Annotated in this window: 25 protein-coding genes and 1 riboswitch; of the genes, 14 read left to right on the top strand and 11 right to left on the bottom strand. The window is 55.2% G+C overall.

Going from position 1 to position 26,852, the window contains the following annotated elements; genetic code table 11:
- Positions 1 to 257 precede the first annotated feature (257 nt).
- The 8 genes from secE (at position 258) to rpoC (ending at position 12,334) form a co-directional block, all read left to right on the top strand.
- Positions 258 to 641 carry a preprotein translocase subunit SecE gene (gene secE / locus ACQUTD_RS21460; protein WP_072571613.1) on the top strand — a complete coding sequence of 128 codons (384 nt, stop codon included), beginning with the start codon at positions 258 to 260 and terminating at the stop codon, positions 639 to 641.
- Position 642: 1 nt separating this feature from the next.
- Positions 643 to 1,188, top strand: a complete 546-nt coding sequence (nusG, locus tag ACQUTD_RS21455) for a transcription termination/antitermination protein NusG (RefSeq protein ID WP_002438628.1) — start codon at positions 643 to 645, stop codon at positions 1,186 to 1,188.
- A gap of 157 nt (positions 1,189 to 1,345) precedes the next feature.
- Positions 1,346 to 1,774, top strand: coding sequence for a 50S ribosomal protein L11 (gene rplK, locus ACQUTD_RS21450; RefSeq protein ID WP_031522773.1), 429 nt, complete (start codon positions 1,346 to 1,348; stop codon positions 1,772 to 1,774).
- A 3-nt stretch (positions 1,775 to 1,777) separates the two neighbouring features.
- Positions 1,778 to 2,482: a 50S ribosomal protein L1 gene (gene rplA / locus ACQUTD_RS21445; RefSeq protein WP_072571612.1), complete on the top strand. Its 705-nt coding sequence runs from the start codon at positions 1,778 to 1,780 to the stop codon at positions 2,480 to 2,482.
- Between the two features lie 271 nt (positions 2,483 to 2,753).
- The gene (gene rplJ, locus ACQUTD_RS21440) at positions 2,754 to 3,251 is read left to right on the top strand and encodes a 50S ribosomal protein L10 (RefSeq protein ID WP_002438625.1); all 498 of its coding nucleotides are present in this window, start codon (positions 2,754 to 2,756) and stop codon (positions 3,249 to 3,251) included.
- A gap of 66 nt (positions 3,252 to 3,317) precedes the next feature.
- Positions 3,318 to 3,683, top strand: coding sequence for a 50S ribosomal protein L7/L12 (gene rplL, locus ACQUTD_RS21435; RefSeq protein WP_072571611.1), 366 nt, complete (start codon positions 3,318 to 3,320; stop codon positions 3,681 to 3,683).
- A 322-nt stretch (positions 3,684 to 4,005) separates the two neighbouring features.
- Positions 4,006 to 8,034 (top strand): DNA-directed RNA polymerase subunit beta, encoded by a 4,029-nt coding sequence (gene rpoB, locus ACQUTD_RS21430; protein WP_072571610.1) that lies wholly within the window; start codon positions 4,006 to 4,008, stop codon positions 8,032 to 8,034.
- Between the two features lie 76 nt (positions 8,035 to 8,110).
- Positions 8,111 to 12,334 (top strand): DNA-directed RNA polymerase subunit beta', encoded by a 4,224-nt coding sequence (rpoC, locus tag ACQUTD_RS21425; protein WP_072571609.1) that lies wholly within the window; start codon positions 8,111 to 8,113, stop codon positions 12,332 to 12,334.
- Positions 12,335 to 12,397: 63 nt separating this feature from the next.
- On the opposite strand, the gene ACQUTD_RS21420 is transcribed toward rpoC, so the two are convergent.
- The 9 genes from ACQUTD_RS21420 to rsd all read right to left on the bottom strand — a co-directional run bounded on the left by ACQUTD_RS21420 (position 12,398) and on the right by rsd (position 19,160).
- The gene (locus ACQUTD_RS21420) at positions 12,398 to 12,715 is read right to left on the bottom strand and encodes a PTS lactose/cellobiose transporter subunit IIA (protein ID WP_072571608.1); all 318 of its coding nucleotides are present in this window, start codon (positions 12,713 to 12,715) and stop codon (positions 12,398 to 12,400) included.
- Between the two features lie 4 nt (positions 12,716 to 12,719).
- Complete coding sequence (locus ACQUTD_RS21415; RefSeq protein WP_072571607.1) at positions 12,720 to 13,025, bottom strand: PTS sugar transporter subunit IIB; 306 nt, start codon at positions 13,023 to 13,025, stop codon at positions 12,720 to 12,722.
- A gap of 117 nt (positions 13,026 to 13,142) precedes the next feature.
- On the bottom strand, positions 13,143 to 14,267 hold the full coding sequence (gene thiH, locus ACQUTD_RS21410) for a 2-iminoacetate synthase ThiH (RefSeq protein WP_473277435.1): 1,125 nt from the start codon (positions 14,265 to 14,267) through the stop codon (positions 13,143 to 13,145).
- Positions 14,264 to 15,034, bottom strand: a complete 771-nt coding sequence (gene thiG / locus ACQUTD_RS21405; RefSeq protein WP_473277434.1) for a thiazole synthase — start codon at positions 15,032 to 15,034, stop codon at positions 14,264 to 14,266. The genes thiH and thiG overlap by 4 nt, the downstream gene beginning before the upstream one ends.
- 1 nt (position 15,035) lies before the next feature.
- A complete protein-coding gene (thiS, locus tag ACQUTD_RS21400) occupies positions 15,036 to 15,236 on the bottom strand; it encodes a sulfur carrier protein ThiS (RefSeq protein ID WP_072571604.1) in 201 nt (66 codons plus the stop codon).
- On the bottom strand, positions 15,220 to 15,975 hold the full coding sequence (locus ACQUTD_RS21395; RefSeq protein WP_473277433.1) for a molybdopterin-synthase adenylyltransferase MoeB: 756 nt from the start codon (positions 15,973 to 15,975) through the stop codon (positions 15,220 to 15,222). The genes thiS and ACQUTD_RS21395 overlap by 17 nt, the downstream gene beginning before the upstream one ends.
- Entirely contained in the window at positions 15,968 to 16,603 is a 636-nt protein-coding gene (gene thiE / locus ACQUTD_RS21390; protein ID WP_473277432.1) for a thiamine phosphate synthase, read from the bottom strand. The genes ACQUTD_RS21395 and thiE overlap by 8 nt, the downstream gene beginning before the upstream one ends.
- Positions 16,603 to 18,393: a phosphomethylpyrimidine synthase ThiC gene (thiC, locus tag ACQUTD_RS21385; protein WP_473277431.1), complete on the bottom strand. Its 1,791-nt coding sequence runs from the start codon at positions 18,391 to 18,393 to the stop codon at positions 16,603 to 16,605. The genes thiE and thiC overlap by 1 nt, the downstream gene beginning before the upstream one ends.
- An 82-nt stretch (positions 18,394 to 18,475) precedes the next feature.
- Positions 18,476 to 18,585: riboswitch (TPP riboswitch) on the bottom strand.
- 53 nt (positions 18,586 to 18,638) lie between these two features.
- A complete protein-coding gene (gene rsd, locus ACQUTD_RS21380) occupies positions 18,639 to 19,160 on the bottom strand; it encodes a sigma D regulator (protein WP_318364902.1) in 522 nt (173 codons plus the stop codon).
- A gap of 98 nt (positions 19,161 to 19,258) precedes the next feature.
- Here rsd and nudC point away from each other — a divergent pair, with 98 nt between their 5' ends.
- The 6 genes from nudC (at position 19,259) to ACQUTD_RS21350 (ending at position 23,615) form a co-directional block, all read left to right on the top strand.
- The gene (gene nudC, locus ACQUTD_RS21375; RefSeq protein ID WP_473277430.1) at positions 19,259 to 20,032 is read left to right on the top strand and encodes an NAD(+) diphosphatase; all 774 of its coding nucleotides are present in this window, start codon (positions 19,259 to 19,261) and stop codon (positions 20,030 to 20,032) included.
- A gap of 40 nt (positions 20,033 to 20,072) precedes the next feature.
- A complete protein-coding gene (hemE, locus tag ACQUTD_RS21370) occupies positions 20,073 to 21,137 on the top strand; it encodes a uroporphyrinogen decarboxylase (RefSeq protein ID WP_072571598.1) in 1,065 nt (354 codons plus the stop codon).
- Between the two features lie 9 nt (positions 21,138 to 21,146).
- Positions 21,147 to 21,818 (top strand): deoxyribonuclease V, encoded by a 672-nt coding sequence (gene nfi, locus ACQUTD_RS21365; protein ID WP_072571597.1) that lies wholly within the window; start codon positions 21,147 to 21,149, stop codon positions 21,816 to 21,818.
- A gap of 42 nt (positions 21,819 to 21,860) precedes the next feature.
- On the top strand, positions 21,861 to 22,451 hold the full coding sequence (locus ACQUTD_RS21360) for a YjaG family protein (protein ID WP_072571596.1): 591 nt from the start codon (positions 21,861 to 21,863) through the stop codon (positions 22,449 to 22,451).
- A gap of 186 nt (positions 22,452 to 22,637) precedes the next feature.
- On the top strand, positions 22,638 to 22,910 hold the full coding sequence (gene hupA / locus ACQUTD_RS21355) for a nucleoid-associated protein HU-alpha (protein ID WP_002445246.1): 273 nt from the start codon (positions 22,638 to 22,640) through the stop codon (positions 22,908 to 22,910).
- Between the two features lie 6 nt (positions 22,911 to 22,916).
- The gene (locus ACQUTD_RS21350) at positions 22,917 to 23,615 is read left to right on the top strand and encodes a DUF1481 domain-containing protein (protein WP_072571595.1); all 699 of its coding nucleotides are present in this window, start codon (positions 22,917 to 22,919) and stop codon (positions 23,613 to 23,615) included.
- A gap of 72 nt (positions 23,616 to 23,687) precedes the next feature.
- Here ACQUTD_RS21350 and purD read toward each other — a convergent pair whose 3' ends face one another.
- Together purD and purH are read right to left on the bottom strand one after the other, a co-directional pair.
- The gene (purD, locus tag ACQUTD_RS21345) at positions 23,688 to 24,977 is read right to left on the bottom strand and encodes a phosphoribosylamine--glycine ligase (RefSeq protein ID WP_473277429.1); all 1,290 of its coding nucleotides are present in this window, start codon (positions 24,975 to 24,977) and stop codon (positions 23,688 to 23,690) included.
- Positions 24,978 to 24,991: 14 nt separating this feature from the next.
- Positions 24,992 to 26,581: a bifunctional phosphoribosylaminoimidazolecarboxamide formyltransferase/IMP cyclohydrolase gene (gene purH / locus ACQUTD_RS21340; protein ID WP_072571614.1), complete on the bottom strand. Its 1,590-nt coding sequence runs from the start codon at positions 26,579 to 26,581 to the stop codon at positions 24,992 to 24,994.
- Positions 26,582 to 26,852: the final 271 nt, after the last annotated feature.

Genomic DNA, 26,852 nt, shown 5'->3' with positions numbered 1-26,852 from the left:
AGGCGTTGTTGCTAAAGTTCTTGGCTAATCGCTGATAACATTTGACGCAATGCGCATTAAAAGGGCATCATTTGATGCCCTTTTTGTACGCTTTCGAACCAGAACCTGGCTCATCAGTGATTTTTTACGTCATAATCATTGCTGAGACAGGCTCTGTAGAGGGCGTTAAGTCCGAAGCGCAATAGAGCATTTCGGTTTGGTTGCCTCGCTATGGCGGGGCAAAAATGTTTGTCTGAATTCTTGTGACAGGTTGGTTTATGAGTGCGAATACCGAAGCTCAAGGGAGCGGGCGCGGCCTGGAAGCGATGAAGTGGGTTGTTGTTGCTGCGCTGCTGATCGTGGCTATCGTTGGCAACTACCTTTATCGTGACATGATGCTGCCGTTACGCGCGCTGGCAGTCGTTATTTTAATTGCTGCAGCGGGTGGTGTCGCGCTGTTGACGACGAAGGGTAAAGCGACCGTTGCTTTTGCCCGTGAAGCGAGAACCGAAGTCCGTAAAGTGATTTGGCCAACTCGCCAGGAAACATTGCACACCACGCTGATTGTGGCAGCAGTTACTGCTGTTATGTCACTGATCCTGTGGGGACTGGATGGTATTCTGGTTCGCCTGGTATCCTTTATCACTGGCCTGAGGTTCTGAGATGTCTGAAGCCCCTAAAAAGCGCTGGTACGTCGTTCAGGCGTTTTCCGGTTTTGAAGGCCGCGTAGCTACGTCGCTGCGTGAGCATATCAAATTACACAATATGGAAGAGCTGTTTGGCGAAGTCATGGTGCCGACCGAAGAAGTGGTCGAAATCCGTGGTGGCCAGCGTCGTAAGAGCGAGCGCAAATTCTTCCCGGGTTACGTTCTGGTTCAAATGGTCATGAACGATGCGAGCTGGCACCTGGTGCGCAGCGTACCGCGCGTGATGGGCTTTATCGGTGGGACGTCCGATCGTCCGGCGCCGATCAGCGACAAAGAAGTCGATGCCATCATGAATCGTCTGCAGCAAGTTGGCGACAAGCCACGTCCGAAAACGCTGTTCGAGCCGGGTGAAATGGTTCGCGTTAGCGACGGTCCGTTTGCAGACTTTAACGGTGTGGTTGAAGAAGTGGACTACGAGAAGTCCCGTCTCAAGGTATCTGTTTCCATCTTTGGCCGTGCAACTCCGGTAGAACTGGATTTTGCACAGGTAGAGAAGGCCTAACCTGCCGACCAAAAAAGCGGCGATTAAATCGTTGCACAGGGCGCGAAATTGACATACAATTTCGCGCCTTTTGTTTTTATGGGTCATGTACCCGTAAGACACAGTATTAATCACGGGGAGCCTTTTTAAGGCGCTATACCCACACGAGGAAATTGCAATGGCTAAGAAAGTCCAGGCCTACGTCAAGCTGCAGGTTGCAGCTGGCATGGCAAACCCGAGTCCGCCAGTAGGTCCGGCTCTGGGTCAACAGGGTGTTAACATCATGGAATTCTGTAAAGCGTTTAACGCGAAAACTGATTCCATGGAGAAAGGTCTGCCGATCCCGGTTGTTATTACCGTTTACGCTGACCGTTCTTTCACTTTCGTTACCAAAACGCCTCCGGCAGCAGTTCTGCTGAAGAAAGCGGCTGGTATCAAGTCTGGTTCCGGCAAGCCGAACAAAGACAAAGTGGGCAAGATCTCCCGCGCTCAGCTGCAGGAAATCGCGCAGACTAAAGCCGCGGACATGACTGGTGCAGACGTTGAAGCGATGACTCGCTCCATCGAAGGTACCGCGCGTTCCATGGGCCTGGTAGTGGAGGATTAAGAAATGGCTAAACTGACCAAGCGCATGCGCGTGATCCGTGAGAAAGTTGATGCGACCAAACAGTACGACATCAACGAAGCCATCGCTCTGCTGAAAGAGCTGGCCACCGCTAAATTCAACGAAAGCGTTGACGTTGCTGTTAACCTCGGCATCGATGCTCGTAAATCTGACCAGAACGTACGTGGTGCAACTGTACTGCCGCACGGTACTGGCCGTTCAGTTCGCGTAGCTGTATTTACCCAGGGCCCGAACGCTGAAGCAGCTAAAGCTGCTGGCGCTGAGCTGGTAGGTATGGAAGATCTGGCAGAACAGATCAAGAAAGGCGAAATGAACTTTGACGTTGTTATTGCTTCCCCGGATGCAATGCGCGTTGTTGGCCAGCTGGGCCAGGTTCTGGGTCCGCGTGGCCTGATGCCAAACCCGAAAGTTGGTACTGTAACGCCGAACGTTGCTGAAGCGGTTAAGAACGCTAAAGCAGGTCAGGTTCGTTACCGTAACGACAAAAACGGCATCATCCACACCACCATTGGTAAAGTGGACTTTGACGCTGACAAACTGAAAGAAAACCTGGAATCTCTGCTGGTTGCGCTGAAAAAAGCAAAACCGACTCAGGCGAAAGGCGTGTACATCAAGAAAGTTAGCATCTCCACCACCATGGGTGCAGGTGTTGCAGTTGACCAGTCTGGTCTGACTGCGGTGGCGAACTAATATTCGCCTTTACGTGGGCGGTGGATTTGTCTACAATCTTCGCCCACGAAAAGATTTTCGGTTGGAGCCTGGCCTAATCCAGGCCTCCGTCCAAGACCGCAGGTGTTTCGCAAGAAACTTAATTCCCTGCGTAGACGGTGACAGAACCTGAAGACATTTTATAAGTATCTTTGGCTTGTTTCTGCTCACCGTATTAAGACGCTCTTTTCTTTGAGAAGAGTGAAGTGAGTTCCAGGGCATAAGCCCTGGCAAACATCCAGGAGCAAAGCTAATGGCTTTAAATCTTCAAGACAAACAAGCGATTGTTGCTGAAGTCAGCGAAGTAGCCAAAGGCGCGCTGTCTGCGGTTGTTGCGGATTCCCGTGGCGTTACCGTAGATAAAATGACCGAACTGCGTAAAGCAGGTCGCGAAGCCGGCGTATACATGCGTGTTGTTCGTAACACCCTGCTGCGCCGTGTTGTTGAAGGTACTCAGTTCGAGTGCCTGAAAGACGCGTTCGTTGGTCCGACCCTGATTGCATATTCTATGGAACACCCGGGCGCTGCTGCTCGTCTGTTCAAAGAATTCGCGAAAGCGAATGCAAAATTTGAGGTCAAAGCCGCTGCCTTTGAAGGTGAGTTGATTCCGGCGTCGCAGATCGATCGCCTGGCAACTCTGCCGACTTACGAAGAAGCAATTGCACGCCTGATGGCAACCATGAAAGAAGCTTCGGCTGGCAAACTGGTTCGTACTCTGGCTGCTGTACGCGATGCCAAAGAAGCTGCTTAATCGCAGTTATCTTTGTAAAGCATTTGCTTACGTATAAACTTATTCTGATATTCAGGAACAATTTAAATGTCTATCACTAAAGATCAAATCATTGAAGCAGTATCCGCTATGTCCGTAATGGACGTTGTAGAACTGATCTCTGCAATGGAAGAAAAATTCGGTGTTTCTGCTGCTGCCGCTGTAGCTGTTGCTGCTGGCCCAGCTGAAGCTGCTGAAGAGAAAACTGAATTCGACGTTATTCTGAAAGCTGTTGGCGCTAACAAAGTTGCTGTGATCAAAGCAGTACGTGGCGCAACTGGCCTGGGTCTGAAAGAAGCTAAAGACCTGGTAGAATCTGCTCCGGCCTCTCTGAAAGAAGGCGTGAGCAAAGATGACGCTGAAGCTCTGAAAAAATCTCTGGAAGAAGCTGGCGCTGAAGTTGAAGTTAAATAAGCCAACCCTTCCGGTTGCAGCCTGAGAAATCAGGCTGATGGCTGGTGACTTTTTGGTCACCAGCCTTTTTGCGCTGTAGGGCGTCGGTAGTGTTTCACACTGTTTAACTACTGGCTTCCCCTCACAATGCTTGTTTCTATCGACGACTTAATATATTGCGACAAGGCTCGCGCTTTGTGTAAATCGCAACGAAATGGTTTAAGCGTGATAGCAACAAGCATTGCGGAAAGTGCCCCACTTTCCGGTCAACAAAATAGTGTTGCACAAACTGTCCCTTTCGTCGGGCAGATGGGTCGACTTGTCAGCGAGCTGAGGAACCCTAATGGTTTACTCCTATACCGAGAAAAAACGTATTCGTAAGGATTTTGGAAAACGTCCGCAAGTACTGGACATTCCATATCTCCTTTCTATCCAGCTTGACTCGTTCCAGAAGTTTATCGAGCAAGATCCTGAAGGGCAGTACGGTCTGGAAGCAGCATTCCGTTCCGTGTTCCCGATCACGAGCTACAGCGGCAACTCGGAACTGCAATACGTCAGTTACCGTCTTGGCGAGCCTGTCTTTGATGTAAAAGAATGCCAGATCCGTGGCGTGACCTACTCGGCACCGCTGCGTGTGAAACTGCGTCTGGTGATCTACGAGCGCGAAGCGCCGGAAGGCACCGTTAAAGACATCAAAGAGCAAGAAGTTTACATGGGCGAAATTCCGCTCATGACCGACAACGGTACCTTTGTTATTAACGGTACTGAGCGCGTTATCGTGTCTCAGCTTCACCGTAGTCCTGGCGTATTCTTTGACAGCGACAAAGGTAAAACTCACTCTTCAGGTAAAGTGCTGTATAACGCGCGTATCATTCCTTACCGCGGTTCATGGCTGGACTTCGAGTTCGATCCGAAAGACAACCTGTTTGTACGTATTGACCGTCGCCGCAAACTGCCTGCGACTATCATCCTGCGTGCACTGAATTACACCACTGAGCAGATCCTTGACCTGTTCTTTGAAAAAGTCGTCTTTGAAATTCGTGATAACAAGCTGCAGATGGAACTGGTGCCGGAACGCCTTCGTGGTGAAACCGCCTCCTTCGACATCGAAGCTAACGGCAAAGTGTATGTGGAAAAAGCGCGTCGTATTACCGCGCGTCACATTCGCCAGCTGGAAAAAGACGATATCAAACTGATTGAAGTCCCGGTTGAGTACATTGCAGGCAAAGTTGCCGCTAAAGACTACGTTGATGAGTCTACTGGCGAGCTGATTTGCGCAGCAAACATGGAACTCTCTCTGGATCTGTTGGCGAAGCTGAGCCAGGCCGGTCATAAGCGTATCGAAACGCTGTTTACCAACGACCTGGATCACGGCGCTTACATTTCTGAGACTATCCGTGTCGACCCAACCAACGATCGTCTGAGCGCGTTGGTTGAAATCTACCGCATGATGCGCCCAGGTGAACCACCGACGCGCGAAGCGGCTGAAAGCCTGTTCGAGAACCTGTTCTTCTCCGAAGACCGCTATGATCTGTCTGCGGTTGGTCGTATGAAGTTCAACCGTTCTCTGCTGCGCGACGAAATCGAAGGTTCCGGTATCCTGAGCAAAGACGACATCATTGAAGTGATGAAGAAGCTCATCGGTATCCGTAACGGTAAAGGCGAAGTGGACGATATCGACCACCTCGGCAACCGTCGTATCCGTTCCGTTGGCGAAATGGCGGAAAACCAGTTCCGCGTTGGCCTGGTACGTGTAGAGCGTGCGGTGAAAGAGCGTCTGTCTCTGGGCGATCTGGATACCCTGATGCCTCAGGATATGATCAACGCCAAGCCGATTTCCGCAGCAGTGAAAGAGTTCTTCGGTTCCAGCCAGCTGTCTCAGTTTATGGACCAGAACAACCCGCTGTCTGAGATCACGCACAAGCGTCGTATCTCCGCACTCGGCCCGGGCGGTCTGACCCGTGAGCGCGCAGGCTTTGAAGTTCGAGACGTACACCCGACTCACTACGGTCGCGTATGTCCAATCGAAACGCCTGAAGGTCCGAACATCGGTCTGATCAACTCCCTGTCCGTTTACGCACAGACTAACGAATACGGTTTCCTTGAGACTCCGTATCGTAAAGTGACTGACGGCGTGGTGACTGACGAGATCCATTACCTTTCTGCTATCGAAGAAGGTAACTACGTTATCGCTCAGGCGAACACCAACCTGGACGAAGAAGGTCGCTTTGTTGACGATCTCGTTACCTGCCGTAGCAAAGGCGAATCCAGCTTGTTCAGCAACGACCAGGTTGACTACATGGACGTTTCCACCCAGCAGGTGGTTTCCGTCGGTGCGTCCCTGATCCCGTTCCTGGAACACGATGACGCCAACCGTGCATTGATGGGTGCGAACATGCAACGTCAGGCCGTTCCGACTCTGCGCGCTGACAAGCCGCTGGTTGGTACCGGTATGGAACGTGCTGTTGCCGTTGACTCCGGTGTTACTGCTGTTGCTAAGCGTGGCGGTACTGTTCAGTACGTGGATGCTTCCCGTATCGTTATCAAAGTTAACGAAGACGAGATGTACCCGGGCGAAGCAGGTATCGACATTTATAACCTGACCAAATACACCCGTTCTAACCAGAACACCTGTATCAACCAGATGCCTTGCGTATCTCTGGGTGAGCCAATTGAGCGCGGCGACGTGCTGGCAGACGGTCCGTCCACCGACCTCGGTGAACTGGCGCTCGGTCAGAACATGCGCGTAGCCTTCATGCCGTGGAATGGTTACAACTTCGAAGACTCCATCCTCGTCTCCGAGCGTGTGGTTCAGGAAGATCGTTTCACCACCATCCATATTCAGGAACTGGCATGTGTGTCCCGTGACACCAAGCTGGGGCCGGAAGAGATCACCGCCGACATCCCGAACGTGGGTGAAGCAGCGCTCTCCAAACTGGATGAATCCGGTATCGTTTACATCGGTGCAGAAGTGACCGGCGGCGACATTCTGGTGGGCAAGGTGACGCCGAAAGGTGAAACCCAGCTGACGCCGGAAGAAAAACTGCTGCGTGCGATCTTCGGTGAGAAAGCGTCTGACGTTAAAGACTCTTCTCTGCGTGTGCCGAACGGCGTTTCCGGTACCGTTATCGACGTTCAGGTCTTTACCCGCGATGGCGTGGAAAAAGACAAACGTGCGCTGGAAATCGAAGAGATGCAGCTGAAGCAGGCGAAAAAAGACCTGTCTGAAGAATTGCAGATCCTCGAAGCTGGCCTGTTCAGCCGTATCCATGCCGTGCTGGTTTCCGGTGGCGTTGAAGCTGAGAAGCTCGACAAACTGCCGCGCGACCGCTGGCTGGAACTCGGTCTGACCGACGAAAGCAAACAAAATCAGCTGGAACAGCTGGCTGAGCAGTATGACGAACTGAAGCACGAGTTCGAGAAAAAACTCGAAGCGAAACGTCGCAAAATCACTCAGGGCGATGACCTGGCACCGGGCGTGCTGAAAATCGTTAAAGTGTATCTGGCCGTTAAACGTCAGATCCAGCCTGGTGACAAAATGGCGGGTCGTCACGGTAACAAGGGTGTTATCTCTAAGATCAACCCGATCGAAGATATGCCTTACGATGAAAACGGCACGCCGGTAGACATCGTACTGAACCCGCTGGGCGTACCGTCTCGTATGAACATCGGCCAGATCCTGGAAACGCACCTGGGTATGGCTGCTAAAGGTATCGGCGATAAGATCAACGCCATGCTGAAACAGCAGCAGGAAGTCGCGAAACTGCGCGAATTCATCCAGCGTGCTTACGATCTGGGCTCCGACGTTCGTCAGAAAGTTGACCTGAACACCTTCACTGATGAAGAAGTTCTGCGTCTGGCTGAGAACCTGCGTAAAGGTATGCCGATCGCAACGCCGGTATTCGACGGTGCGAAAGAGTCTGAAATCAAGGAACTGTTACAGCTGGGTGGCCTGCCGACTTCCGGTCAGATTACCCTGTTCGATGGCCGTACTGGTGAGCAATTCGAGCGCCAGGTTACCGTCGGCTATATGTACATGCTGAAACTGAACCACCTGGTTGATGACAAAATGCATGCGCGTTCTACCGGTTCTTACAGCCTGGTTACTCAGCAGCCGCTGGGTGGTAAGGCGCAGTTCGGTGGTCAGCGCTTCGGGGAGATGGAAGTGTGGGCGCTGGAAGCATATGGCGCGGCATACACCCTGCAGGAAATGCTCACCGTTAAGTCTGATGACGTTAATGGTCGTACCAAGATGTATAAAAACATCGTGGACGGCAACCATCAGATGGAACCGGGCATGCCGGAATCCTTCAACGTACTGTTGAAAGAGATCCGTTCGCTGGGTATCAACATCGAACTGGAAGACGAGTAACTCTCGCTCAAACAGGTCACTGGTGCCGGGGTCACTCCCGGCGCCAGATTGTGCTAACTCCGACGGGAGCAAATCCGTGAAAGATTTATTAAAGTTTCTGAAAGCGCAGACTAAAACCGAAGAGTTTGATGCGATCAAAATTGCGCTGGCCTCGCCAGACATGATCCGTTCATGGTCTTTCGGTGAAGTTAAGAAGCCGGAAACCATCAACTACCGTACGTTCAAACCTGAGCGTGACGGCCTTTTCTGTGCGCGTATTTTCGGGCCAGTAAAAGACTATGAGTGCCTGTGCGGTAAGTACAAGCGCCTGAAACACCGTGGTGTGATCTGTGAGAAGTGCGGCGTTGAAGTGACCCAGACCAAAGTGCGCCGTGAGCGCATGGGCCACATCGAACTGGCCTCTCCGACTGCGCACATCTGGTTCCTGAAATCTCTGCCGTCCCGTATCGGCCTGCTGCTGGATATGCCGCTGCGCGATATCGAACGTGTTCTGTACTTCGAATCCTATGTGGTTATCGAAGGCGGTATGACCAATCTGGAACGTAACCAGATCCTGACCGAAGAACAGTATCTGGACGCGCTGGAAGAGTTCGGTGACGAATTCGACGCGAAAATGGGTGCGGAAGCGATCCAGGCCCTGCTGAAAAGCATGGATCTGGAGAAAGAGTGCGAGCAGCTGCGTGAAGAGCTGAACGAAACTAACTCCGAAACCAAGCGTAAAAAGCTGACCAAGCGTATCAAGCTGCTGGAAGCGTTCGTCATGTCTGGCAACAAGCCAGAGTGGATGATCCTGACCGTTCTGCCGGTTCTGCCGCCAGATCTGCGTCCGCTGGTACCGCTGGATGGTGGTCGTTTCGCAACGTCGGATCTGAACGATCTGTATCGTCGCGTTATCAACCGTAACAACCGTCTGAAACGTCTGCTGGATCTGGCTGCGCCGGACATCATCGTACGTAACGAAAAACGTATGCTGCAGGAAGCAGTAGATGCCCTGCTGGATAACGGTCGTCGCGGTCGTGCGATCACCGGTTCTAACAAACGTCCTCTGAAATCTTTGGCCGATATGATCAAAGGTAAACAGGGTCGTTTCCGTCAGAACCTGCTCGGTAAGCGTGTTGACTACTCCGGTCGTTCTGTTATCACCGTAGGTCCATACCTGCGTCTGCATCAGTGCGGTCTGCCGAAGAAAATGGCGCTGGAGCTGTTCAAACCGTTCATCTACGGCAAGCTGGAACTGCGTGGTCTTGCTACCACCATCAAAGCCGCTAAGAAAATGGTTGAGCGCGAAGAAGCTGTCGTTTGGGATATCCTGGACGAAGTTATCCGCGAACACCCGGTACTGCTGAACCGTGCACCAACACTGCACCGTTTGGGTATCCAGGCATTTGAACCGGTACTGATCGAAGGTAAAGCAATCCAGCTGCACCCGCTGGTTTGTGCGGCTTATAACGCCGACTTCGATGGTGACCAGATGGCAGTACACGTTCCGCTGACGCTTGAAGCTCAGCTGGAAGCGCGTGCGCTGATGATGTCTACCAACAACATTCTGTCTCCGGCGAACGGCGAACCAATCATCGTTCCGTCTCAGGACGTTGTACTGGGTCTGTACTACATGACCCGTGACTGTGTTAACGCCAAAGGCGAAGGCATGGTGCTGACTGGCCCGAAAGAAGCTGAGCGTATTTATCGCGCTGGCCTGGCCTCTCTGCATGCGCGTGTAAAAGTGCGTATCACCGAGTATGAAAAAGATGCACAGGGCGAATTCGTTGCGAAAACCAGCCTGATTGATACGACCATTGGTCGTGCGATCCTGTGGATGATCGTACCGAAAGGTCTGCCTTTCTCCATCGTCAACCAGGCGCTGGGCAAGAAAGCGATCTCCAAAATGCTGAACACCTGTTACCGCATTCTGGGCCTGAAACCGACCGTTATCTTTGCTGACCAGACGATGTACACCGGCTTTGCATATGCAGCGCGTTCAGGTGCATCCGTTGGTATCGACGATATGGTGATCCCTGAGAAGAAAACTGAAATCATCAGCGAAGCGGAAGCGGAAGTTGCTGAAATTCAGGAACAGTTCCAGTCTGGTCTGGTAACTGCGGGCGAACGCTATAACAAAGTTATCGATATCTGGGCTGCGGCGAACGATCGTGTATCTAAAGCGATGATGGACAACCTGCAAACCGAAACCGTTATTAACCGTGACGGCGTCGAAGAGCAGCAGGTTTCCTTCAACAGCATTTACATGATGGCCGACTCCGGTGCGCGTGGTTCTGCGGCACAGATTCGTCAGCTGGCAGGTATGCGTGGTCTGATGGCGAAGCCGGATGGCTCCATCATCGAAACGCCGATCACCGCGAACTTCCGTGAAGGTCTGAACGTACTACAGTACTTCATCTCCACGCACGGTGCGCGTAAAGGTCTGGCGGATACCGCACTGAAAACCGCGAACTCCGGTTATCTGACGCGTCGTCTGGTTGACGTTGCGCAGGATCTGGTGGTTACCGAAGACGATTGTGGCACCCTCGAAGGTATCACCATGACCCCGGTTATCGAGGGTGGTGATGTTAAAGAGCCGCTGCGCGATCGCGTTCTGGGTCGTGTGACCGCTGAAGACGTACTGAAACCAGGTACCGCGGACATTCTGGTTCCACGCAACACGCTGCTGCATGAGCAATGGTGTGACCTGCTGGAAGCGAACTCCGTAGACAGCGTGAAAGTGCGTTCCGTTGTATCCTGTGACACCGACTTTGGTGTATGTGCACACTGCTATGGTCGTGACCTGGCGCGTGGCCACATCATCAACAAAGGTGAAGCAATCGGCGTTATCGCGGCACAGTCCATCGGTGAGCCGGGTACACAGCTGACGATGCGTACGTTCCACATCGGTGGTGCGGCATCTCGTGCGGCTGCTGAATCCAGCATCCAGGTGAAAAACAAAGGTAGCATCCGTCTCAGCAACGCGAAATCGGTTGTGAACTCCAGCGGTAAACTGGTGGTGACCTCCCGTAACACCGAGCTGAAACTGATCGACGAATTCGGTCGTACCAAAGAAAGCTATAAAGTGCCTTACGGTGCGGTCATGGCGAAGGGTGATGGCGAGCAGGTTGCAGGCGGCGAAACCGTAGCAAACTGGGATCCGCACACCATGCCGGTTATCACCGAAGTAGCGGGTTATATCCGCTTCACCGATATGATCGACGGCCAGACGATTACTCGTCAGACCGACGAACTGACCGGTCTGTCTTCGCTGGTGGTTCTGGATTCTGCAGAACGTACCGCGGGCGGTAAAGATCTGCGTCCGGCGCTGAAAATCGTTGATGCCAACGGTAACGATGTTCTGATCCCTGGTACCGATATGCCAGCTCAGTACTTCCTGCCAGGTAAAGCGATTGTGCAGCTGGAAGACGGCGTACAGATCAGCGGTGGTGACACCCTGGCGCGTATTCCGATGGAATCCGGCGGTACCAAAGACATCACCGGTGGTCTGCCGCGTGTTGCTGACCTGTTCGAAGCACGTCGTCCGAAAGAGCCGGCAATCCTGGCTGAAATCAGCGGCATCATTTCCTTCGGTAAAGAAACCAAAGGGAAACGTCGTCTGGTTATCACCCCGGTTGATGGCAGCGAGCCGTACGAAGAGATGATCCCGAAATGGCGTCAGCTCAACGTGTTTGAAGGTGAACGTGTAGAACGTGGTGATGTGGTTTCGGATGGTCCGGAAGCGCCGCACGACATTCTGCGTCTTCGTGGTGTTCACGCGGTTACGCGTTATATCACCAACGAAGTACAGGACGTTTACCGTCTGCAGGGCGTTAAGATCAACGATAAGCACATCGAAGTTATCGTGCGTCAGATGCTGCGTAAAGCCACCATCGAGAACGCAGGAAGCTCTGACTTCCTCGAAGGTGAGCAGGCTGAATACTCTCGCGTCAAGATCGCTAACCGCGAACTGGAAGCGAACGGCAAAATCGCAGCGACCTACGCTCGCGATCTGCTGGGTATCACCAAAGCGTCTCTGGCAACCGAGTCCTTCATCTCCGCGGCATCGTTCCAGGAGACCACTCGTGTGCTTACCGAAGCAGCCGTTGCGGGCAAACGCGACGAACTGCGCGGTCTGAAAGAGAACGTTATCGTGGGTCGTCTGATCCCGGCTGGTACCGGTTACGCGTACCATCAGGATCGTATGCGCCGTCGTGCTGCGGGTGAACTCCCGGCTGCACCGCAGGTGACTGCTGAAGACGCGTCTGCCAGCCTGGCAGAACTGCTGAACGCAGGCCTGGGCGGTTCTGACAACGAGTAATCGTTAACAGCCCGATAATAAAAAACCCGCTTCGGCGGGTTTTTTTTGCTCTTAAAACAGGAATTAATTCAACGGCGGTAAACGGCGGTACAGTTCAATCATATCGCCGGCCAGATCCTGAATCACCATGGCGTTCATCAGATGATCCTGCGAATGCACGGTGATCAGATTCACCGGCAATTTGCCTTCACCTTCATCAAGACCTATCAGCTGCGTCTGGATTTTATGGGCATGCTTAACGTATTCCCGCGACTCCGTCATAGCGGCCTCAGCGCCTGCGAAATCCCCCTGACGCGCCAGCTGTAGCGCCGTTAACGCTTCGCTGCGTGCTGCGCCCGCGTTAACCAGCAATTCCATGATGATAGTTTCCAAATCTTCCATGCGATCACTCCAGCAGCTTAAGGGCTTTTTCCAGTACGACATCACCTTTCATCATGCCGTAATCCATCATATCGATAACGGCGACCTTTTTGCCCAGCGGCTCAGCCTGCGCCTGAAGCTTGGCCAGCTCATATTTCACCTGTGGCCCCAGCAGCACAATATCGGCGGTTGCGATATTGTCCTTAAACTCCGCCACCGGAACGGCTTTGATAGTCACCTCGACGCCTTTTTTCTGCGCCGCATCTTTCATACGTTGAACCAACATGCTGGTGGACATACCGGCAGCACAGCATAAAACGATGTTTTTCATAGTTAGCCTCGATGTAGATGGGATAACTGATAATTATCCCGCACCCCGGGATCAACAACCGCTTTGCAGTGATTGTGTGTCGGGCATCACAAAGAAACCCGCTTAAGGTGAAACCGGTTACAAATTGCGCCCCAGCCAGCTGTCCCAGTCTTTCCATACGGGTTGTAAACCACGACGCATCAGCGCGCTTGCCACCTCTTGCGGGCGACGCCCGTCATGCGGGGCGAACTGCTCCAGCTCCGGGTGGTCGTCAGCATAGCCGCCGGGCTGCGTTTTTGAAAAAGCGCTCACGTTGTTCACCGCCAGCGGGATCACATTGTCCCGGAACCAGGGCGATTCCCGCGTCGATAACGACAGTTCCACTTCCGGCGCGAACAGGCGAAACGCGCACAGGGCTTGCACCAGCTGACGCTCATCCATAATGGAGGCGGGTTCGATACCGCCGGTGCAGGGGCGCAGACGCGGGAAAGAGATGGAGTAGCGGCTCTGCCAGTACTGTTTTTGCAGCCACAGCAGATGCTCCGCCACCATAAAGCAGTCCACCCGCCAGTCATCAGACAAACCGATTAATGCGCCAAGCCCGATTTTATCGATACCCGCGCGGCCCAGTCTGTCCGGGGTTTCCAGCCGCCAGAAGAAATCCTGCTTTTTGCCTTTCAGATGGTGCCGGGCGTAAACCCCTTCATGATAAGTCTCCTGATACACCATCACACCGTCGAGGCCGAGCGCTTTCAGCTCCGCATACTCCGCCTGCGACAGCGGCTGCACTTCCATATGCAGCGAGGCGAACTGGCGGCGGATCGCCGGGAGCTGCTGGCGAAAATAGTCCATGCCGGTTTTCTTTTCATGCTCGCCGGTCACCAGCAGGATATGTTCAAAACCCATATCGCGGAGGGCGGCGCATTCACGGGCGATCTCATCGTCGTCGAGCGTCTTGCGCTTAATACGGTTGCTCATCGAAAAGCCGCAGTAGGTGCAGTCGTTGGCGCACAGGTTCGACAGGTACAGCGGTACGTAGAAACTGACCGTATTGCCAAAACGCTGACGGGTCAGCTGCTGCGAACGTTGTGCCAGCGGCTCCAGAAACGCGCTGGCGGCGGAGGAGAGCAGCGCCATCATGTCCTCGCGCGTTGGGTGCGTGGCGCTGAGCGCCCGTTCGACATCCCGGGCCGTTTTACTGTGAATACGCAGGCGGATGTCATCCCAGTCCAGCTGCCGCCAGCGGTCAGTGAAGGTATTCATGGCTGCGCCTCCAGAAAACCGGTCAGCGGGCTGGTGGCCTGTGCGAAGGAGTGCCGGGCGCCCGGCACCGCTTCACGCGCCAGCACGCCGGCTTCAACGGCGAGGCGGAATGCATGAGCCATCTTCACCGGATCGTCAGCCACGGCAATGGCGGTATTCACCAGTACTGCATCCGCGCCCATTTCCAGCGCCTGTGCCGCATGGCTGGGCGCGCCTATCCCGGCATCCACCACCACGGGCACGCCTGCCTGGGCGATGATGATTTCCAGCATCGCGCGGGTTTCCAGCCCCTGATTGGAGCCGATAGGCGCGCCCAGCGGCATTACCGCCGCGCAGCCCGCTTCCTCCAGCCGTTTGCATAACACCGGATCGGCGCTGCAATAGGGCAGCACGATAAAGCCCTGCTTTACCAGAATCTCCGCGGCTTTCAGGGTTTCAATGGGATCGGGCAGCAGCCAGCGCGGATCCGGGTGGATCTCCAGCTTCAGCCAGTTTGTGCCGAGCGCTTCCCGCGCCAGCTGAGCGGCAAATATCGCTTCTTCGGCATTCTTTGCCCCGGAAGTATTAGGCAACAGCGTCACCCCGGCCTCCAGCAACGGCGCCAGCAGGTCATCGCTGCGCTGGCGCAAATCGACGCGCTTCATCGCCAGGGTGACCAGCTGGCTACCGGAGGCGCGTATCGCGTTCATCATCAGCGCGGGTGAGGCGAATTTCCCCGTCCCGGTAAAAAGGTGCGAAGTAAAGGTTTTATCAGCAATGCGTAACATATCAGCCTCCGGCGATGACCTGAAAAAGCAGGATCCGATCGCCGTCCTGCAACAGTTGTTGATCCCAGCGATCCCGGGGAAGGATGTGCTGATTGAGCGCCAGCGCCATGCCCGGCGTCAGCTGATTAAGCTGCGTCAGCAGGGCGCTGACGGTCAGCGCGTCGGCGCACTGCATCGGCTCATCATTAAACAGAATGCGCATGCAGACCTCCGCACGCCGGACAGAGTGCCGACCGCTGAAGGGTGATGGTGCGCCAGTGATGGTTGCGGGCATCGAACAGCCGCAGTTCACCCTGCGCGGGCGCTATGCCGGTTAACAGCTTGATGGTTTCCAGCGCCTGCAGGCTGCCCATCACGCCCACCACCGGGCCGATGACGCCCGCCGTGCGGCAGTTGCGTTCAGGCTCAACGTCATCCGGCCACAGGCAGCGATAACAGCCCTGTGTCCAGGGCGGCGTCAGCACCATTAACTGCCCGCCAAAGCCCACCGCGCTTGCGCTGACGAGCGGCGTATTGTTCGCCACGCAGGCGGCATTAATCGCCTGGCGGGTGGTCATGTTATCGCTGCAATCCAGCACCACATCGGCACGGGCCACTTCCTGATGCAGCGCATCGCCTGCTAAACGCTGATTCAGGGCGATCAGTTCAGTGTCCGGATTGAGCTGCTGTAGGCGCTGCGCCGCGGCCTGTGATTTGGGGCGATTAATATCCTCTGTGGTGAAGAGGATTTGCCGTTGCAGATTACTGAGGTGCACCGCGTCGTCATCGGCGAGCGCCAGCGTTCCCACGCCTGCCGCCGCCAGATACAGCGCCGCCGGAGAGCCGAGCCCGCCAAGCCCGACAATCAGCACCCGGCTGGCAAGCAATTTTTGCTGCCCGTCAATGGCGATGTCTTCCAGCAGGATCTGGCGGCTGTAGCGCATGAAATCATTGTCATTCATCGCCCACCCCCGCCAGATCCAGCAACTGCCGGGTTGCCGCCTGCCAGTCATCGGCAGCGGTGATGGCGCTGACCACCGCGATGCTGCCCACGCCGGTCGCCAGTACCGCAGGCGCGCGTTCAGTGCTGATACCGCCGATGGCGACCGTCGGATAATCTTTCAGCCGGACGATATGCTGCGCCAGCTGTGCCAGCCCCTGCGGGGCAGAAGGCATCTGTTTGGTTTGCGTCGGGAAGACATGGCCGAGGGCGATATAGGACGGTTTTGCCGCCAGCGCGACGTCGATTTCCATATCGTCGTGGGTCGATACGCCAAGGCGTAAACCTGCCGCGCGGATCGCCGTCAAATCGGTGTCCTGTAAATCCTCCTGCCCGAGGTGCACGCCGTAAGCGCCATGCTTGATCGCCAGCCGCCAGTAATCGTTGATAAACAGCCGCGCCTGATAGCGGCGGCCAAGGGCGATAGCGGCGATAACATCGGCTTCCACCTCGTCATCGCGCTTATCCTTGATGCGCAGTTGCAGGGTGCGCACCCCGGCGCCGAGCAGACGCTCGATCCAGACCACGCTGTCCACCACGGGATAAAGTCCGAGCCGGAAGGGTACCGGCGGAAAATCAGGCTGGTACATTACGCCTCCTCCTGCCGGAGATAGATTTCGCCGCCCCGGGCGCGGAAGTCGTTCGATTTATCTGCCATGCCGGCGTCAACCGCCTGCTGTGCCGCAAAGTCGCGCACTTCCTGGCTGATCTTCATCGAGCAGAATTTCGGGCCGCACATCGAACAGAAGTGCGCTACTTTGCCGGACTCCTGCGGCAGCGTCTCATCGTGATAAGCGCGGGCGGTGAAGGGATCGAGCGCAAGGTTAAACTGATCTTCCCAGCGGAATTCAAAGCGCGCTTTGGACATGGCGTTATCGCGGATCTGCGCCCCCGGATGGCCTTTGGCTAAATCGGCGGCGTGAGCGGCGATCTTATAGGTGATTAATCCCTGTTTGACGTCCTCTTTGTTCGGCAGGCCAAGGTGCTCTTTTGGCGTTACGTAACAGAGCATTGCGCAGCCAAACCAGCCGATCATCGCCGCGCCAATGCCGGAGGTGAAATGGTCGTAGCCCGGCGCAATATCGGTGGTCAGCGGGCCGAGGGTGTAGAAAGGCGCTTCGTGGCAGTGCTCCAGCTGCTCGGTCATATTGCGGCGGATCATATGCATCGGCACATGGCCGGGGCCTTCAATCATCACCTGCACGTCGTACTCCCAGGCGATTTTCGTCAGCTCGCCAAGGGTGTGCAGTTCCGCAAACTGCGCCTCGTCGTTGGCGTCCTGAATGGAACCGGGACGCAGACCGTCCCCCAGCGACAGGGAAACGTCATAGGCCGCGCAGATTTCGCAGATGTCGCGGAAACGTTCGTAAAGGAAATTTTCCTGATGATGGGACAGGCACCATTTCGCCATGATCGAGCCGCCACGGGAGACGATACCCGTCAGACGTTTTGCCGTCATCGGCACATAACGCAGCAGCACACCGGCGTGAATAGTGAAGTAATCGACGCCCTGTTCCGCCTGCTCCAGCAGCGTTTCGCGGAATACTTCCCAGCTTAAGTTTTCCGCAATGCCGTTAACCTTCTCCAGCGCCTGATAAACCGGCACTGTGCCGATGGGCACCGGGCTGTTACGCAAAATCCACTCGCGGGTTTCATGGATATTACGGCCGGTGGAGAGATCCATCACGGTATCAGCCCCCCAACGCGTGGCCCACACCAGCTTTTCCACTTCCTCTTCGATGGAGGAGCTGACCGCCGAATTGCCAATATTGGCGTTTACTTTCACCAGAAAATTACGGCCAATGATCATCGGCTCGGATTCCGGATGGTTAATATTGGCGGGAATAATGGCGCGCCCGGCGGCCACTTCATCGCGTACAAATTCAGGGGTGATGTTTTCCGGCAGGCGCGCGCCAAAGCCTTCGCCAGTATGCTGCTGGCGCAGGACATCAGCGCGAATGCGCTCGCGGCCCATGTTTTCACGGATGGCGATAAATTCCATCTCCGGCGTGACAATCCCCTGGCGGGCATAGTGCAACTGGGTCACGCACTGGCCTGCCGTCGCGCCACGCGCCGCAATCCATGGACTTCGTAGCCTGGTCAGCCCCTGCCGGACGTTAATAGTAATGGCGGGATCGCCGTACGGACCGGAGGTGTCATACACGGGGATCGCTTCGTTTTCTTCAAAACGTGGCGCGTCTTTAGTGCCGCCGACTGGCGTCGGGCTGAGCTGAATTTCACGCATGGGCACGCGAATGTCCGGCTGTGAACCCTGAATATAGATGCGTCGGGAGCCGGGGAAGACAGTACCTTCCAGAGTATCGATAAAGCGCTGGGCGTGTTCGCGTTGCTGGCGACGTGTTGGTTTAGTGGCAGACATAGCTCATTCCATAAAAGTAAGGACGTGGCTTGTCAGAATGACGGATGAAGCAAGAGGGCGATCGCCGGATGCAGCGATGCCATGCAGATGAACTCTTGTTCCCTTCGCAGGTACTAACCTGATCAGGTTCCGCGGATCCCGAATTAACGGTCTCAGCCGGTACTGTCGTACGCGGCACTCCGACAAGAAATAATTTCCCGTTATACGGGAAAGCTAAAATAAATTACGTGTTACTGCCGCAGAACTCAAGCAGGACGAGCCATATCTCTCTCGTTATTGGCTACTGCCTCGTCGTTGGCGCTTTCAGAAAGGTTGAAGTCGAACGCCAGAACGATTAATTGATCTTCAAGAGTAAAGCGTTGCGCCAGCGCTTCGCCAATGCCGGACAGCGCATGCTGGAATTCAATGCAGTTGCTGTCATCAATGGCATTTTCCAGGCTGGAATCATAATAATTCATGATCTGCTGCGTGTTCGCTTCCAGCAGAGGATAGATCTGCGTGGCGGCGAAAAGTGGGCTGGTCCCTTCCATTTCGCTGATAATGCGCTCATAAATACTAAAATGACCAGCGGAAAGATAATCGACCAGGCTATGGCAAAAATCATCCAGCGCTTTTTCATCAAGTTCTGTAAAGGATTCTCTGCCAGGTTTAATGCCGACCAGATCGTAATAAGCAACAAGCAGATGCTTACGGACATGTAACCAATGGTCGACAAGTTTATTACTTCCTCCCACTCGCTCTGTCAGGCTTTGTAGCTGGTTTAGCATGATCAACTCCGTAATATTAAGATTAAAAAATACTTACCCAAAATTTGTAAAAATGATGTTACCAACATGCCAGTGTCGCTAAGGTAGTGCAACAGATTATGGAACGTGTCATCGAATTAACCGATCAGGGCTGGTGGATTGTCAGCCATGAACAAAAATTATGGCTGCCCGCTGGAGAATTACCACATGGCGAGGCAGGAAATTTCGATCTTGTGGGCCAGCGCGGTTTAACCATCGGCGAATGGCAGGGCGAGCCGGTGTGGCTGGTGCGTCAGAATCGTCGTCAGGATATGTCGTCCGTGCGGCAATTGGTGGACCAGGATGTCGGACTGTTCCAGCTCGCCGGGCGCGGCGTACAGCTGGCGGAGTTTTACCGCTCGCACCAGTTTTGCGGTTACTGCGGTCATACCATGCACACCAGTAAAAGCGAATGGGCAATGCTGTGCGGCAACTGTCGGGAACGTTACTACCCGCAAATCGCGCCGTGCATCATTGTCGCCATCCGCCGTGAAGACAAAATCCTGCTGGCCCAGCACACGCGCCATCGCAACGGCATCTATACCGTGCTGGCCGGTTTTGTGGAGGTGGGCGAGACGCTGGAGCAGGCGGTCGCCCGCGAAGTCATGGAAGAGAGCGCCATCCGCGTGAAAAATCTGCGCTACGTTACCTCGCAACCCTGGCCGTTCCCGCAATCGCTGATGACCGCCTTTATGGCCGAATATGACGGCGGTGAAATCAACATCGACCCTAACGAACTGCTGGACGCGGGCTGGTATCGCTATGATGCGCTGCCGCTGTTACCGCCGCCAGGCACAGTCGCGCGCCGTTTGATCGAGGACACCGTGGCTTTGTGTCGGGCAGAGTATGAGTGACATGTTACAATGTCGGTCTGACGCATTGAGGAACTGCAAAATGACCGAACTGAAAAACGATCGTTACCTGCGCGCGCTCCAGCGCCTGCCGGTGGATGTCACCCCGGTATGGATGATGAGACAGGCTGGCCGCTACTTGCCGGAGTACAAAGCCACCCGCGCGCAAGCCGGTGACTTTATGTCGCTGTGTAAAAATGCGGAGCTGGCGTGCGAAGTCACCCTGCAACCGCTGCGCCGTTTCCCGCTTGATGCGGCGATCCTTTTTTCGGACATTCTGACCATCCCCGATGCGATGGGTCTGGGCCTCTACTTTGAAGCCGGCGAAGGCCCGCGTTTTACCTCGCCCATCACCTGTAAAGCCGACGTCGAAAAACTGCCGGTGCCGGATCCGGAAGATGAACTGGGTTACGTGATGAACGCGGTGCGCACCATCCGCCGCGAACTGAAAGGCGAAGTGCCGCTGATTGGCTTCTCCGGCAGCCCGTGGACGCTGGCGACCTACATGGTGGAAGGCGGCAGCAGCAAAGCCTTTACGCTGATCAAAAAAATGATGTACGCCGAGCCGCTGACCTTGCATGCGCTGCTCGATAAGCTGGCGAAAAGCGTCACGCTCTATCTCAACGCGCAGATCCGCGCGGGCGCGCAGTCGGTGATGATTTTCGATACCTGGGGCGGCGTGCTGACCGGGCGCGATTATCAGCAATTCTCTCTCTATTACATGCATAAAATTGTCGATGGCCTGCTGCGTGAAAACGAAGGCCGCCGCGTGCCGGTAACGCTCTTTACCAAAGGCGGCGGTCAGTGGCTGGAAGCGATGGCGGAAACCGGCTGCGATGCGCTGGGTCTCGACTGGACTATCGATATTGCCGATGCGCGTCGTCGCGTCGGTCATAAAGTCGCGTTGCAGGGCAACATGGACCCGTCCATGCTTTATGCACAGCCTGCACGCATTGAAGAGGAAGTGGCGACTATCCTGGCTGGCTTTGGTCAGGGGGAAGGCCACGTGTTTAACCTCGGTCACGGTATCCATCAGGATGTTCCTCCGGAGCATGCAGGTGCTTTTGTGGAGGCGGTACACCGTCTTTCACAGCCCTATCATCAATAAGGAGCAGGTATGGATCTGGCGTCATTACGCGCACAACAACTGGAACTGGCTTCCTCGGTATGCCGGGAAGATCGTTTTATTACCGATCCGCCGAGACTGATCGGCGGGGCAGATGTGGGATTTGAGCAGGGCGGAGAAGTAACACGCGCGGCGATGGTACTGCTGACGTATCCGGAACTTGAACTGGTTGAATATCAGATCGCGCGTATCGCCACTACCATGCCCTATATTCCTGGTTTCCTCTCGTTTCGTGAATATCCTGCGCTGCTGGCGGCGTGGGATATGCTGTCGCAAAAACCCGATCTGCTGTTCGTCGACGGGCATGGCATTTCGCATCCACGTCGTCTGGGCGTGGCCAGTCATTTTGGCCTGCTGGTGGATGTGCCGACCATCGGCGTGGCGAAAAAACGCCTGTGCGGTAAGTTTGAGCCGCTGTCTGACGAGCCAGGCGCGCTGGCGCCGCTGCGTGATAAGGGTGAGGATCTGGCGTGGGTATGGCGCAGCAAAGCGCGCTGTAACCCGCTGTTTATCGCCACCGGCCATCGGGTCAGTCAGGACACTGCGCTGGCCTGGGTGCAGCGCTGTACCAAAGGCTACCGTTTACCGGAGCCGACGCGTTGGGCGGATGCCGTTGCCTCGCGTCGTCCGGCCTTTGTGCGCTGGCAGGAAATTCACCCCTGATTCAGGTACACTGCGGCTAATTTCCGATATTGAGAATTCATCATGTTACAAAACCCGATTCACCTGCGGCTGGAGAAGCTGGAAAGCTGGCAGCACGTCACTTTCATGGCCTGCCTTTGCGAGCGCATGTACCCGAACTACGCCATGTTCTGCCAGCAAACCGGCTTTGGCGATGCACAGCTCTATCGCCGTATGGTCGATCTCGTCTGGGAAACGCTGACCGTTAAAGACGCGAAGATCAATTTCGACAGCCAGCTGGAAAAGCTGGAGGAAGCGATCCCGTCGGCGGATGATTACGATATGTATGGCGTTTACCCGGCCATCGATGCCTGTGTGGCATTGAGTGAAATGCTGCATTCGCTGTTAAGCGGCGATACGCTGGAGCACGCTATTGAAGTCAGCAAGACCTCAATCACCACGGTAGCGATGCTGGAAATGACCCAGGCAGGTCGGGAAATGACCGATGAAGAGCTAAAACTTAATCCGGCTGTCGAGCAGGAATGGGACATTCAGTGGGAGATTTTCCGCCTGCTGGCTGACTGCGAAGAGCGCGACCTTGAGCTGATCAAAGGTCTGCGCGCGGACCTGCGCGAGGCGGGGGAAAGCAATATCGGTATAAATTTGCAGCAATGAGACAAGAAAACGTGATTTAACGCCTGATTTGTCATACTGCAAGGCTTCCCATTAGCCCCCCGTCTGGTCTACATTTGGGGGGCGAAAAAAAGTGGCTATCGGTGCGTGTATGCAGGAGGGCGCTTTTTTGGCATTTCCGTCGCACTCGATGCTTAGCAAGCGATAAACACATTGTAAGGATAACTTATGAACAAGACTCAACTGATTGATGTAATTGCGGACAAGGCTGATCTGTCTAAAGTGCAGGCGAAAGCTGCTCTGGAATCCACCCTGGCTGCTATTACTGAGTCTCTGAAAGAAGGCGATGCTGTACAACTGGTTGGTTTCGGTACCTTCAAAGTGAACCACCGCGCTGAGCGTACTGGCCGCAACCCGCAGACCGGTAAAGAAATCAAAATCGCCGCAGCTAACGTGCCGGCATTTGTTTCTGGTAAAGCACTGAAAGACGCCGTTAAGTAAGACCGCGTGGCAGCGAACAGTTTTAACGAGGGGGCGTTTTCGCCCCTTTTGTCATTCTGGTGCCGTCCGCTGGCGCTGGCTGGCGCATTATTGCTGACAGCCTGTAGCCATGACTCGTCACCGCCGCCCTTTACCGCCAGCGGTTACGCAGGCGATCAGGGTGCCGTACGCCTGTGGCGTAAAGATGTCGATGACGACGTCCATATTCTCTCTGCCTTCAGCCCGTGGCGAAGCGGAGATACCTCAACCAGCGAATACCGCTGGCAGGGCGATACCCTTGCCCTTATCGAACTTACTATCTACGGCAAACAGCCGGAACATATTCGCGTGCGTTTTGATGACCACGGCGAACTCAGTTTTATGCAGCGTGAAGTGAACGGTCAGAAGCAACAGCTTTCCAGTGACCAGATCGCGCTGTACCGCTATCGTGCCGACCAGATCCGCCAGACCAGCGATGCGCTGCGCCAGGGGCAGGTGATACTGCGTCAGGGGCGCTGGCATGCCGACCACAGCGTCAGTACCTGCGAAGGGCAGACAGTTAAACCGGAATTCGATGAGCAGGCGTTAAGCCATATAGAACGGCGTCAGCGCCATTCTTCGGCGGAAGTGAGCGTCGCGTGGCTGGAAGCCCCGGAAGGCGCACAGCTGCTGCTGGTGGCGAATGAGGATTACTGTACCTGGCAGCCGCAGGAAAAGAATTTCTGAGTAAGCCCTCTCCTGAACGAGAGGGCGATCTGTTCCCTCTCCCTGCGGGAGAGGATTAGGGTGAGGGGGAAATTACTCCCCCTGCTCGCGGGCAATCGCGCGATAACCAATATCCCGGCGGCTGAAGCTGCCATCCCAGTGAATATCCGCCATCAGCGTATAAGCGTTTTTCTGCGCTTCCGCCACCGTATGTCCCAGCGCCGTGGCGCACAGCACGCGTCCGCCGTTAGTCAGCACACGGTCATCGTCCGCAAGCGTCGTGCCCGCATGGAACACCTTACCGCCCACTTCTTCCAGCGGCAGGCCATGGATCACATCACCGGTACGATAATCACCCGGATAACCGCCTGCGGCGATCACCACGCCCAGCGATGCGCGTTCGTCCCACTCCGAGGTTTTCTCATCCAGTTTGCCTTCACAGGCCGCCAGGCACAGTTCGACCAGATCGGACTTCATGCGCAGCATGATCGGCTGGGTTTCCGGATCGCCAAAGCGGCAGTTAAACTCGATTACTTTCGGGTTGCCCTGCTTGTCGATCATCAGACCGGCGTACAGGAAGCCGGTGTAGGTATTGCCTTCCGCCGCCATACCGCGCACCGTTGGCCAGATCACGCGATCCATGGTGCGCTGGTGAACTTCATCAGTCACTACCGGGGCTGGCGAGTAAGCGCCCATACCGCCGGTATTCGGCCCGGTATCGGCATCGCCAACGCGCTTGTGATCCTGGCTGGTGGCCATCGGCAACACGTGTTCGCCATCCACCATCACGATAAAGCTGGCTTCTTCGCCATCCAGAAACTCTTCAATCACGATACGATGCCCCGCGTCGCCAAAGGCGTTGCCAGCCAGCATATCCTGAACCGCCGCTTCCGCTTCCTCCAGCGTCATGGCGACAATTACCCCTTTACCTGCCGCCAGACCGTCCGCTTTGATAACAATCGGCGCGCCTTTCTCGCGCAGATACGCCAGCGCAGGCTCAACCTCGGTAAAGTTCTGGTATTCCGCCGTCGGAATGTGGTGACGGGCGAGGAAGTCTTTGGTGAAAGCTTTGGAGCCTTCCAGCTGGGCGGCCCCCTGCGTCGGGCCGAAGATGGTCAGCCCGGCTGCGCGAAAAGCATCGACCACGCCCAGTACCAGCGGGGCTTCCGGGCCAACGATGGTCAGGTCAATGTGCTCACTTTGGGCAAAATTCAACAGCGCCGGAATATCGGTCGCGCCAATCGCCACGTTTTGCAGCAGCGGCTCCAGCGCCGTACCGGCGTTACCCGGTGCGACAAAAACGGTTTTGACTAAGGGTGACTGGGCGGCTTTCCACGCCAGCGCGTGCTCGCGTCCGCCATTACCAATAACTAATACTTTCATTGTCTGCTCCGGGATTAGTGGCGGAAGTGGCGCATGTCGGTAAAGATCATGGCGATACCGTGTTCGTCGGCCGCCGCAATCACTTCATCATCACGAATGGAACCGCCAGGCTGGATCACGCAGCTTACGCCTACGGCCGCAGCGGCATCAATACCGTCGCGGAACGGGAAGAAGGCGTCAGAGGCCATCGCGGAGCCTTTCACTTCCAGTCCTTCATCACCTGCTTTAATACCGGCGATTTTCGCGGAGTACACGCGGCTCATTTGACCTGCGCCAATGCCGATGGTCATATTCTCTCTGGCATAGACAATGGCGTTGGACTTAACGAACTTGGCGACTTTCCAGCAGAACAGCGCGTCACGCAGTTCCTGCTCGCTCGGCTGGCGTTTGCTGACCACGCGCAACTCTGCTTCGCTCACCATGCCCAGATCGCGATCCTGTACCAGCAGACCGCCATTCACACGTTTGAAATCCAGACCTGCGACGCGGGCAGACCATTCGCCGCAAACCAGCACGCGCACGTTCTGTTTGGCGGCGGTAATTTTCAGCGCTTCTTCAGTGGCTGACGGGGCGATGATCACTTCAACAAACTGGCGGGAAATAATGGCCTGCGCCGTTTCCGCATCCAGCTCGCGGTTAAAGGCGATGATGCCGCCGAACGCGGAGGTCGGGTCGGTTTTATACGCACGATCGTAAGCGTCGAGGATCGAATCGCTGACCGCCACGCCGCACGGGTTAGCATGTTTAACGATCACACAGGCTGGCTCGCTGAACTCTTTCACACATTCCAGCGCAGCATCGGTATCGGCGATGTTGTTATAAGAGAGTGCCTTGCCCTGTACCTGAGTGGCAGTGGCAACCGAGGCTTCTTTAATTTCTTCTTCTATATAGAAGGCGGCCTGCTGGTGGCTGTTCTCACCGTAGCGCATATCCTGCTTCTTAATGAAGTTCAGATTCAGCGTGCGCGGGAAGCGGCCAGCAGGATCTTTGCTGTCGCCGTGATAAGCAGGGACCAGGCTGCCGAAGTAGTTGGCGATCATGCTGTCGTAGGCGGCAGTGTGTTCGAAGGCTTTAATGGCGAGGTCAAAACGGGTAGCAAGGGTCAGAGAGCCGTCGTTAGCATCCATCTCATTAATAATGGCGTGATAGTCGCTGCTCTTAACCACGATAGCCACGTCTTTATGGTTCTTGGCAGCAGAGCGCACCATGGTCGGGCCGCCAATATCAATGTTCTCTACGGCGTCTTCCAGCGTGCAGCCCTCGCGTGCGACGGTGGCGGCGAACGGGTAAAGGTTCACAACAACCATATCGATTGGAGAGATGTCGTGCTGCGCCATGATTTCATCATCTTGTCCGCGACGACCCAGAATACCGCCATGCACTTTCGGGTGCAGCGTCTTGACGCGTCCATCCATCATTTCCGGGAAGCCGGTGTAGTCAGATACTTCCGTGACCGGCAGGCCTTTCTCTGCCAGCAGGCGTGCGGTACCGCCGGTGGATAGCAGCTCCACGCCACGCGAGGAGAGAGCCTGTGCAAATTCGATGATACCGGCTTTGTCAGAAACACTGAGCAGGGCGCGGCGGACTGGACGACGTTGTTGCATGGTATTAAATCCCCAGGATTTGGACATTACAGAGAGCGTTAGCTGAATTTTCGGTCTTCTTTCTTCCCAAAATTCAGCTAACGCCCCAGACGGGGCATCCTTGTTTTAGCGCGGGCATTGTAACGAAAACGTTTGCGCAACGCTCGCGAATTTTTAGCGTTTCACCGCTTTGTGGATAACTCTGTGCGTAAATGGGTATAAGGCGGGGTTTTGCTGTGGAATGCAGCAGTCAGTCATTTTTCTGTCATTTAGGTATTGCGGTGCCTTCAGA

Source organism: Enterobacter sp. K510 (assembly GCF_055804875.1).
This window is presented reverse-complemented; position numbering and strand designations above follow the sequence as displayed.

Excerpts from the sequence above, each read along its gene's own strand:
- secE (WP_072571613.1), top strand. The coding sequence starts at position 258 with ATGAGTGCGAATACCGAAGCTCAAGGGAGCGGGCGCGGCCTGGAAGCG.
- nusG (WP_002438628.1), top strand. The coding sequence starts at position 643 with ATGTCTGAAGCCCCTAAAAAGCGCTGGTACGTCGTTCAGGCGTTTTCC.
- rplK (WP_031522773.1), top strand. The coding sequence starts at position 1,346 with ATGGCTAAGAAAGTCCAGGCCTACGTCAAGCTGCAGGTTGCAGCTGGC.
- rplA (WP_072571612.1), top strand. The coding sequence starts at position 1,778 with ATGGCTAAACTGACCAAGCGCATGCGCGTGATCCGTGAGAAAGTTGAT.
- rplJ (WP_002438625.1), top strand. The coding sequence starts at position 2,754 with ATGGCTTTAAATCTTCAAGACAAACAAGCGATTGTTGCTGAAGTCAGC.
- rplL (WP_072571611.1), top strand. The coding sequence starts at position 3,318 with ATGTCTATCACTAAAGATCAAATCATTGAAGCAGTATCCGCTATGTCC.
- rpoB (WP_072571610.1), top strand. The coding sequence starts at position 4,006 with ATGGTTTACTCCTATACCGAGAAAAAACGTATTCGTAAGGATTTTGGA.
- ACQUTD_RS21420 (WP_072571608.1), bottom strand. The coding sequence starts at position 12,715 with ATGGAAGATTTGGAAACTATCATCATGGAATTGCTGGTTAACGCGGGC.
- ACQUTD_RS21415 (WP_072571607.1), bottom strand. The coding sequence starts at position 13,025 with ATGAAAAACATCGTTTTATGCTGTGCTGCCGGTATGTCCACCAGCATG.
- thiH (WP_473277435.1), bottom strand. The coding sequence starts at position 14,267 with ATGAATACCTTCACTGACCGCTGGCGGCAGCTGGACTGGGATGACATC.
- thiG (WP_473277434.1), bottom strand. The coding sequence starts at position 15,034 with ATGTTACGCATTGCTGATAAAACCTTTACTTCGCACCTTTTTACCGGG.
- thiS (WP_072571604.1), bottom strand. The coding sequence starts at position 15,236 with ATGCGCATTCTGTTTAATGATGAGCCGATGCAGTGCGCCGACGCGCTG.
- ACQUTD_RS21395 (WP_473277433.1), bottom strand. The coding sequence starts at position 15,975 with ATGAATGACAATGATTTCATGCGCTACAGCCGCCAGATCCTGCTGGAA.
- thiE (WP_473277432.1), bottom strand. The coding sequence starts at position 16,603 with ATGTACCAGCCTGATTTTCCGCCGGTACCCTTCCGGCTCGGACTTTAT.
- thiC (WP_473277431.1), bottom strand. The coding sequence starts at position 18,393 with ATGTCTGCCACTAAACCAACACGTCGCCAGCAACGCGAACACGCCCAG.
- rsd (WP_318364902.1), bottom strand. The coding sequence starts at position 19,160 with ATGCTAAACCAGCTACAAAGCCTGACAGAGCGAGTGGGAGGAAGTAAT.
- nudC (WP_473277430.1), top strand. The coding sequence starts at position 19,259 with ATGGAACGTGTCATCGAATTAACCGATCAGGGCTGGTGGATTGTCAGC.
- hemE (WP_072571598.1), top strand. The coding sequence starts at position 20,073 with ATGACCGAACTGAAAAACGATCGTTACCTGCGCGCGCTCCAGCGCCTG.
- nfi (WP_072571597.1), top strand. The coding sequence starts at position 21,147 with ATGGATCTGGCGTCATTACGCGCACAACAACTGGAACTGGCTTCCTCG.
- ACQUTD_RS21360 (WP_072571596.1), top strand. The coding sequence starts at position 21,861 with ATGTTACAAAACCCGATTCACCTGCGGCTGGAGAAGCTGGAAAGCTGG.
- hupA (WP_002445246.1), top strand. The coding sequence starts at position 22,638 with ATGAACAAGACTCAACTGATTGATGTAATTGCGGACAAGGCTGATCTG.
- purD (WP_473277429.1), bottom strand. The coding sequence starts at position 24,977 with ATGAAAGTATTAGTTATTGGTAATGGCGGACGCGAGCACGCGCTGGCG.
- purH (WP_072571614.1), bottom strand. The coding sequence starts at position 26,581 with ATGCAACAACGTCGTCCAGTCCGCCGCGCCCTGCTCAGTGTTTCTGAC.